Source organism: Tritonibacter sp. SIMBA_163, from assembly GCF_046535935.1.
GTDB classification, from domain to species: domain Bacteria; phylum Pseudomonadota; class Alphaproteobacteria; order Rhodobacterales; family Rhodobacteraceae; genus Epibacterium; species Epibacterium scottomollicae.
Window position 1 is genome coordinate 1 of the sequence record NZ_JAWJBP010000248.1, and the last position, 305, is coordinate 305.

1 protein-coding gene is annotated in these 305 nt (G+C 43.3%); it reads left to right on the forward strand.

Annotated elements, in window-relative coordinates:
• Window positions 1-26 precede the first annotated feature (26 nt).
• Window positions 27-305: hypothetical protein (locus tag R0J92_RS22275; protein ID WP_411053255.1), on the forward strand; the 279-nt coding region annotated here is incomplete at its 3' end.

A 305-nucleotide genomic window follows, 5' to 3' on the forward strand; every position in this document is an offset into this window, starting at 1 on the left:
AGGCACTTCCTTGGATCGAAACGAAAATGGATGAGTATAAACAAGAAGTGATTGGACGAATCCGTGAGAAGATTAAAATTAATTTTGAAGAAAAGCTAGATCAATTGGTGAGTAGTGGATTAGATCGCCTCTTCGGTACAAATAACCAATCAAGTGAAAATAACAGTACCCCTGCAGCGCCAACAACAGCGCCAACACCAACAAATCCAGCCCCTAAAACTCAGCCGCAGCCGCGGAGTGGAAAAGGTTTGTTTCGTAATAGTTGTTGCCCTTGTTGTGCTAGAGGATTAAGCAGGAGAGGATCT